General features: G+C 44.1%; 7 protein-coding genes. 4 read left to right on the top strand and 3 right to left on the bottom strand.

The window, feature by feature from the left end; genetic code table 11:
- The 4 genes from J3492_RS09075 to J3492_RS09060 all read left to right on the top strand — a co-directional run.
- Window positions 1-514 (top strand): TRAP transporter small permease (locus J3492_RS09075; RefSeq protein WP_207991737.1); only part of this gene is annotated, 514 nt, incomplete at its 5' end.
- Window positions 511-1,803, top strand: a complete 1,293-nt coding sequence (locus J3492_RS09070) for a TRAP transporter large permease (RefSeq protein WP_207991736.1) — start codon at window positions 511-513, stop codon at window positions 1,801-1,803. The genes J3492_RS09075 and J3492_RS09070, both read left to right, overlap by 4 nt.
- A 430-nt stretch (window positions 1,804-2,233) precedes the next feature.
- On the top strand, window positions 2,234-3,286 hold the full coding sequence (locus J3492_RS09065) for a 5'-nucleotidase (protein WP_207991735.1): 1,053 nt from the start codon (window positions 2,234-2,236) through the stop codon (window positions 3,284-3,286).
- A gap of 190 nt (window positions 3,287-3,476) precedes the next feature.
- Window positions 3,477-4,067 (top strand): rhomboid family intramembrane serine protease, encoded by a 591-nt coding sequence (locus J3492_RS09060; RefSeq protein WP_207991734.1) that lies wholly within the window; start codon window positions 3,477-3,479, stop codon window positions 4,065-4,067.
- Window positions 4,068-4,094: 27 nt separating this feature from the next.
- Here J3492_RS09060 and J3492_RS09055 read toward each other — a convergent pair whose 3' ends face one another.
- The 3 genes from J3492_RS09055 to J3492_RS09045 all read right to left on the bottom strand — a co-directional run bounded on the left by J3492_RS09055 (window position 4,095) and on the right by J3492_RS09045 (window position 6,905).
- Window positions 4,095-4,637, bottom strand: a complete 543-nt coding sequence (locus J3492_RS09055; protein ID WP_207991733.1) for a hypothetical protein — start codon at window positions 4,635-4,637, stop codon at window positions 4,095-4,097.
- A gap of 135 nt (window positions 4,638-4,772) precedes the next feature.
- The gene (locus J3492_RS09050) at window positions 4,773-6,641 is read right to left on the bottom strand and encodes a sodium:solute symporter family protein (protein ID WP_207991732.1); all 1,869 of its coding nucleotides are present in this window, start codon (window positions 6,639-6,641) and stop codon (window positions 4,773-4,775) included.
- A 3-nt stretch (window positions 6,642-6,644) separates the two neighbouring features.
- Complete coding sequence (locus J3492_RS09045) at window positions 6,645-6,905, bottom strand: DUF4212 domain-containing protein (protein ID WP_207991731.1); 261 nt, start codon at window positions 6,903-6,905, stop codon at window positions 6,645-6,647.
- Window positions 6,906-7,929 lie beyond the last annotated feature (1,024 nt).

The raw sequence follows: 7,929 nt of genomic DNA, 5'->3' as shown, positions 1-7,929 counted from the left end.
CAAACTCAGCACCCTCATCTCCAGGCTGTGTCAGTTTATCGGCGGCATCAGCCTAGTGATCATCGTCCTCGTCACCATCCTTGACGTCGGCGCCCGCTACATCTTCAAACTCACCGGCGGCGACATGGGCTTCACCGTCAAAGGCAGCGTCGAGATCGTCTCCTACTTCATGCTCTTCGCCCTACTGGCCGCCTTTGCCGCCTATGTCGAGCGCTCACAAATCATCGTCGACGTCTTCACCCAAAAGATGCCCAAAGCCATCAAAGGCTACATGATGGGCATCTTCATGATGGGCTTCTTCTTTATCGGCCTCGTCTTCACCTGGGGGTTATACGAAAGCGCCCTAGACGCCATCGAATTTGGCAAAGTCACCCAAGACCTCAGACTCTCCATGATGCCCATCTACCTGATCAGCGCAGCACTCAGCCTACTACTGGCCATCCGCTCACTCATCGAATCCATCAACATCTTTAGAACAGGCGAATTCTTTGACGCCGAGGAGGCAGGCGCATGAGCCCAGAAATAATCGGAGCCATCGGCTTACTCATCATGATCATACTGGTCGTCGTCAGAGTCCCCGTCGCCCTCGCCATGCTCGGCGTCGGCCTCGTCGGCTTTGGCGCCGTCACCAGCTCAGACGGGGCCCTACAAATGCTCAAAGACCTCCCAGTCGACGTCTTAGCCAAGTATGACTTCAGCGCCATCCCACTATTCATTTTAATGGGCGTCTTTGCCACCCACTCAGGCATGGCCGCCAAACTCTTTGACGCCACCCGCACCATCTTTGGCGGCGTCAGAGGCAGTCTTGGCATCGCCGGCATCGGATCCTCAGGCATCTTCGCCTCCATCTCAGGCTCCTCCCTTGCCACCGCCTCCACCATGACCCGTGTCGCCTTACCGCAAATGGAGAAATACGGCTACAAACCCGGCTTTGCCTGCGGCATCCTCGCCGCTGGTGGTACCCTTGGCATCATGATCCCGCCCAGCATCGCCTTACTGGTCTACGCCATCCTCACCGAACAATCAGTCGGTGACATGTTTATCGCCGGCTTTCTGCCTGGCATCCTTGGCATGGTCATGTACTCCTTGACCGTCATGATCATGGTACGCTGGAAACCGCACCTCGCCCCGCGCGGCGAGAAGACCCCCTGGAAAGACAAACTGCTGTCCCTAACCGGACTCATCCCCTTTGGCTTTATCTTTGTTCTGATCATTGCCGGTATCTTCTTTGGCCTGTTTACCCCAACCGAAGGGGCCGCTGTCGGTGCCTTTGCCTCTTGGGCGTATGCTGCTGCCAAAGGCATGCGTATGAGAGGACTGAAACAGTCACTGATTGAGACCCTAGCTCTGTCTGCTGTGGTGTTCTTTATGCTACTGGGTGCTGAAGCTTTAGGCTACTTTATCTCAGTCTCCAGACTGTCTTATTCGTTAGCCACTTGGATTGGTGGTTTGGCCGTCAGTCCGATGATCGTTCTGCTGGCCATCTTGCTGATGTACTTCCTGCTTGGTCTGTTTATGGATGCGCTCGCCATGTTGGTGATTACCATTCCAGTGGTGTTCCCCATCATTCTAGCCTTGGGCTTTGATCCGATCTGGTTTGGTATCATTGCGGTACTTACGGTAGAGCTGGGTCTGATCACGCCGCCGATGGGGATGAATATCTTTGTGATTAAGGCGGTGGCACCGCATATTAAGCTGTCGGAGATGTTTAGGGGGGTAGCGCCTTTTATTGTCTCTGACTTTGTCAGATTGGCAATCCTAATCGCTTTCCCGGTGATCTCGCTAGGACTGCTGGGGGGATAGGGTATTCGCTGGTGTTATATGAAAAGAGCCATGTTGTGAGACAGCATGGCTTTTTTGTACCATTATCAAAAACTGTCTGAATTTTTTCATAATCAGAACACTGCTCTAAAGCCACAGTTATAAACATCTTGGTATAGTCAAAGTAAGATTGACATGCTTAGATCACTATAGCACCGCTATAACATTGGCTTACATGCTGCATTATCATAGGCGGCGTAGTTCATATATAGAAGAAAGAACCACAGTAGCGCTTTAAACAGGTTTCGACCATATATAATACTATTACGTTCGTTAAGCGCTTCTTTAATCCTCAGTGCCTATTCTGCTGAAGAGTCTTATTGTATCGCTATAATCTTTCGAATCCTTATAAAGGATAGTAAAATGATGGGCTTTAATGTCCATATATCTAACTTTGTAAGTAGAGACAGCCATGGCAGTTGATTTTAGCAATACTTTGATTGTAGCCGTTTCAGCCACTGCATTATTTGATTTATCAGAGTCTGAAAATCATCTCTTGTATTTACTAAAGCAGCGGCCTAATACAGCTATTAAAGAATTCCGTGATTACATGGCAGAGCGTGAAAATGACTCGTTGGCTATTGGTGCGGGTTACCCTCTGATTCAGGCTCTACTAAACCTCAATAAATACTGCGATAATGCTATAGATAAAGATTCAGATATCGAAGCGCCTTTAATCGAAGTTGTTATCGTATCCAAGAGCAGTCCTGATACTGGTATTCAAGTATTAAATGCCATACGTGCGCATGGGCTCAATATCTCTCGGTCAGCCTTTATTTCAGGAAGTCCTGTTGCGCCTTATATTAATGACTTTAATGTGGATTTGTTTTTGACCACCAATCGTGAGGACGCCCAGCAAGTTGCTGATGCCAATATTTGTGCTTGTGCCATACTCGATGCGACACCTGTCAATACCTACGAGCTTGATACTGATCAATTACGCATCGCCTTTGATGGTGATGCCGTGTTATTCGATGATTCAGGTGAGTTGCTCTATAAGCAAAAAGGACTACGAGCCTTTCATGATCGTGAAGAAAAAATGCATGACTTACCAATAAAAAAAGGGCCTTATGCTGAGCTGCTGATTAAGTTGTCAAGCTTGCAGGAGCGTTTACCAGCCAAATTACAGCACAGTCCGATACAAATCGCTTTGGTAACTGCGCGTAATGCACCTGCTGAGCTGCGAGCGATTAAAACATTGAGGGAGTGGGGCGTAGACGTAGATATGGCGTTTTTCTTGGGAGGACTAGAAAAAACAGCCGTACTTAAAACCTTTGCACCTCATATTTTCTTTGATGATTCTATTAAACATATTGATGCTGCTCGTAGCTTTATCCCCAGTGCATTAGTACCTTATCATTCTAAATCCTTACTATATAACGATCGTTATCTGGGTTTTGAAGAAGATGTGTCTTCGTTGTCTTTTACAGCCACTAAGCAGCCAGTGTTTTCTACAAGTCGCTAGGGTCAGAATGCATTAGATATAATTCATTCAGAGTAAAATTGTTATCAGTTTAGAGGCGCTGTTGGTATAAGTGTTACTGGCGTGCTGTCATCACAGAGGCTGCGCAACTGTATTTAAAAATAAAGCATCGCAGCAGCATTATATGATTTTTAAAACGAATCGACTATATAATAAAAGGTAGACATGAGTGATGAGGTGGCAGCAGATATTAACATTGGTAATCATTCGGATCAGACAGGTCATCGGTTTATATGCTTTTGTGCTCATACCGATGTGGGGTATGTTTTTTCTAAATGAAGTGGCACTGTTTGGATTATGGAATATCTTTGGTATCGTGCCTCGTACCTTTGATATAGGTAGTATGGTTGGAGTATTTGCCTCATGGACGATGCACGGTAACTTTGCTCATTTGCTCGGTAATACATTAACATTATTACAAATCTTATTTTTATTTGGCTTGTTTGAAAATAATGCGTATCGCACAGTGATGGTGCTTATAGTTGCCTCTGGAGCAGTGACTTGGTTAATAGGGTCGCCATTGTCTATTCATATAGGCGCATCAGGGCTTTGTTTTGCTATGATTGGCTTTATGATTGGCGGGGCCTTATTTGCTCGGCGTTGGGGTTACTTGCTGGCTTGTATCGTGATGGGAGCTGGCTACTGGCTGATTATTAAGCAAGGTTTGATGCCACAACAAGGGATTTCGTTTGCGGCGCACTTTGGTGGTCTATGCGCCGGTTTAATCATAGGAGCAAACTCAAAACACGAGTACACTTATTAACTTCAGTATTTTTAAGCGCTCAGCTCCTTAAGTCTCATTACAGATGCTGATAAATAATGGGTCGTTTTTTTCTAGTGGTCGCCACATCGTTGTTTTCTTGACATGCTCGTCGATTGTCAATGTGCTGTTTGCCTCTGGTATGACATAGTCGGCACGGGCGGGTGCTTTACAATCGATGACTTGCGGCATTTGCTGCACACTTCTACGTCTCTCAAATAGATACAAATTCACTAAATGAATATTTGGGTTGTCGACTTGCGGTACGGCATTGCCTATATCTGCAGCAATAAAGCGTAGTACCTGTGGTTTAAGGTATGACCATGGACGAAACCAAACCACACTTTCGGCAGTTTTTACAACCTCAACCCCTTCGGGGAGTTTTGCCACCTGTTGCTGATACCAGTTGTACTCCTGATGAATCTGAAAACCAAAAATACCAATAGCAGCAAATAAAGGCACTAACCATCTTGGCGCACGTTTACCGGCCAGTTTACTGAGATGAGTTATGACAAGTGCTAACCCAGCCATACCAAAGGCAGCTGCTATGGTTGCGATAAACTCAAAAAGCATAAAATCTTCCTTAATACGATAAGCATAAATAACAAACTAGTTTTTTAGAAGCGCAATAAAAAATCACTCACAAGCAGCAACTGCCTGTGAGTGATAGATAATATAACAAATAGACATTACTTTTTATGCAACAGCTTAGTGGTCGATTGCACCGCCAGCACCACGAGGAGAGCGGACACTCTCTACAAGCTCTTGAATATGTAATGGTGGAGCTTTGGTAGAGTAAGACACAATAAAGGCTACAGCAAAGTTAAGTATGGCACCAATAGCACCAAATGATAATGGTGAGATACCAAACAACCAGTACTCAGCAGTATCAGGGAAGTTGGCTGTACCACTGATGAAGAACCAACCTTTAAAGACAAAGATATAAACCAAAGTAGTGAGTAGACCTGTCAGCATGCCACAAATGGCGCCTAGGTTATTAATACGCTTGGAGAAAATACCCATCATCAATGCTGGGAACAAGGATGCTCCAGCGATACCAAAGGCTAAGGCCACTACCTGTGCGGCAAACCCAGGTGGGTTTAGTCCGAGCCAAGTCGCCACGACAATGGCAACCGCCATAGAAATACGCGCTACTTGTAATTCACCTTTATCCGTGATGTTAGGATTAAGATTACGCTTAATCAAATCATGACTGATGGCTGATGAAATCGCAAGTAGTAGTCCAGCTGCGGTTGATAGAGCTGCGGCTAGGCCACCAGCGGCAATCAGACCAATGACCCATGGTGGAAGCTGTGCAATCTCTGGATTGGCCAAAACAATAATATCGTTATTGACATAAAGTTCGTTACCTTCCCAACCAGCATCAGCAAAGCGGCCATCAAGCTCTAGATCATGAGCAGCTTGTGCTTTTGCTACAGCAGCTTCAGCAGCGGCAACATCACCACCTTCGGCTTCAGCTGTCGCCAATGCAAGCCTCGCATCACCAAGCCCGCTATCGAAATATCTTTGAATACGGCCATCGTTATTTAGATCATTGTACTTGATAAGACCAGTGTCCTCCCATGTACGCATCCAATCAGGACGTTGATCATACTCAAGTGCAGGTTGATCCACACCTTGTGGATAGATGGTGTCGTTTAAGTTTAGACGTGCCATAGCACCAACTGCAGGGGCAGTGAAATATAATAAGGAAATAAATACCAACGTCCAACCTGCTGTCCAACGAGCATCAGCAACTTTTGGAACCGTGAAGAAACGAATAATAACGTGTGGTAGGCCTGCAGTACCAATCATCAGTGATAAGGTAAACAGAACCATGTTGAGCTTGTTGGGTACGTCAGCGGTATAAGCACTAAAGCCCAAGTCGACAACGATTTGATCAAGCTTAGTTAATAGAGGGATGCCTGAATCAACATGAGTCGAAAACAAGCCTAAGCCTGGAATAGGGTTGCCCGTTAGCTCAAGTGAGATAAAGACTGCTGGAATGGTATAGGCAATCATCAGAACCACATACTGCGCAACCTGCGTGTACGTAATCCCTTTCATACCACCTAGTACCGCATAGAAAAATACAACCACAGCTGCAATAATTAGACCTGTGTCATTTTCGACTTCTAAGAAGCGAGAGAAAGCAACACCAGCACCTGTCATCTGACCGATAACATAAGTAGTGGAAGCAACAATCAAACAGACCACTGCAATCATAGCCGCAGTTTTAGAGTAGAAGCGATCGGCAATAAAATCTGGAACCGTAAACTTACCGAACTTACGTAAGTATGGAGCAAGTAACATGGCTAGGAGTACATAACCGCCTGTCCAGCCCATTAGGTAAGTCGAGGCACCGTAACCGCCTGCTGCAATCAGACCTGCCATGGAAATAAAGGAAGCGGCACTCATCCAGTCAGCCGCTGTTGCCATACCATTGACGACAGGGTGGACACCGCCGCCTGCTACGTAAAACTCACTGGTAGTTCCAGCACGAGCCCAAATAGCGATACCGAAGTACAGCGCAAAAGAGGCCCCTACAAAAATAATATTAATAATATACTGACTCATGGTCTATTCCTCGTCTACGCCGTATTGTTTATCTAACTTATTCATACGCCATGCGTAGAAGAAAATTAATATGATAAAGATTGCAATAGACCCCTGCTGGGCGAACCAAAAGCCCAAATCAGCACCACCAAATTTGATACCTGATAATAAGGGACGTAGTAGAATAGCGAAGCCATAAGAACATAGCGCCCAGATAACTAGGCTGCCTAAGATGAGACGGACATTGGCACGCCAATAACCGGATGGATCGTTGTGGTTCTCCATAGGACAACTCCTTTTGCCTGACAAAAATACAAGATCAATGACTGTATCCTAACAAGTCATTTTGGTTTAGCGTATACCGCATAGAGCAGTATGGTTTATATCGTAATAGCAGAGTCATACGGTATAGACAACTAAAACATAATGATCAACTAGCATCAATGATCAAAGTTACTAAAGCGAGTGAAATGTGCTTAACTTTATAACGAGACCAAATCTTATCCCTTAAAAGTGAGCAGCAAGGCACTCGGTACTACTAAAAAACACAATAAAAAACAGGGCGTAAAATGATACGGAGAAATATACAATGTACGACAACTGCTTTTAAAACTTATGGTCAACACCCGTTTATTCATTCCACACTTTATTATTATATTTATGAGCGCTAAAACGGTAATTACGAGTTGTATATCACATGACTAAAATTAAAATACAGATTGGCAGATAGTGCTAATGAAGAGTCGATAGGGGATAACGTTCCGTTGTTTTTATTCTACGGCCTTCCTGCCAAAGGTTTTTAATCATAGTATAAATTAAGTGACTGTTCATAACGTCAATAGCTACTGATTCTCTGTCACTTTCTATAAATATTCGCTTAAGAGACTCAACAGTTATAAACTAATAGGGAATATATACAATTTTTGCAGAATTAACAATAATTAATTTAAAATTACTTACTGTAACTAATTGTTTAATTAATGATGTATATACAAAAATTAAAGCCTTTTAGCCTATAAAAATGGTTCAAGTACAATCATTATACGCTAAATATCCCTTCAGGTATTGATGTTATTCTAAAGCGCGTATTTTGTACATAGATTTTTATCTAAAGATATAGTCAGTACATCCGTATAATGACAATTAGGTTGGTTGTATAACTGACAATTGTTAGGGTACGATACTAGAATGCTGGCGAAACTTGATATTATTAATAACTGACTCAGAGACACGAAAGTACAAAAGGTGATGTGTTAGGTTAAAATACCCAACGTACAGAACCGTTATCAATAAAAACAGACATCTATAA

Origin of the sequence: Psychrobacter coccoides, assembly GCF_017498085.1 — a bacterium.
In the GTDB taxonomy this organism is placed as follows: Bacteria; Pseudomonadota; Gammaproteobacteria; order Pseudomonadales; family Moraxellaceae; genus Psychrobacter; species Psychrobacter coccoides.
The sequence above is the reverse complement of the archived record's forward strand: the minus strand, read 5'-3'. Positions and strand labels throughout refer to the sequence as shown.

What these genes read in the sequence shown, in the direction of transcription:
- J3492_RS09070 (WP_207991736.1), top strand. Translation starts at nt 511, where the DNA reads ATGAGCCCAGAAATAATCGGAGCCATCGGCTTACTCATCATGATCATA.
- J3492_RS09065 (WP_207991735.1), top strand. Translation starts at nt 2,234, where the DNA reads ATGGCAGTTGATTTTAGCAATACTTTGATTGTAGCCGTTTCAGCCACT.
- J3492_RS09060 (WP_207991734.1), top strand. Translation starts at nt 3,477, where the DNA reads ATGAGGTGGCAGCAGATATTAACATTGGTAATCATTCGGATCAGACAG.
- J3492_RS09055 (WP_207991733.1), bottom strand. Translation starts at nt 4,637, where the DNA reads ATGCTTTTTGAGTTTATCGCAACCATAGCAGCTGCCTTTGGTATGGCT.
- J3492_RS09050 (WP_207991732.1), bottom strand. Translation starts at nt 6,641, where the DNA reads ATGAGTCAGTATATTATTAATATTATTTTTGTAGGGGCCTCTTTTGCG.
- J3492_RS09045 (WP_207991731.1), bottom strand. Translation starts at nt 6,905, where the DNA reads ATGGAGAACCACAACGATCCATCCGGTTATTGGCGTGCCAATGTCCGT.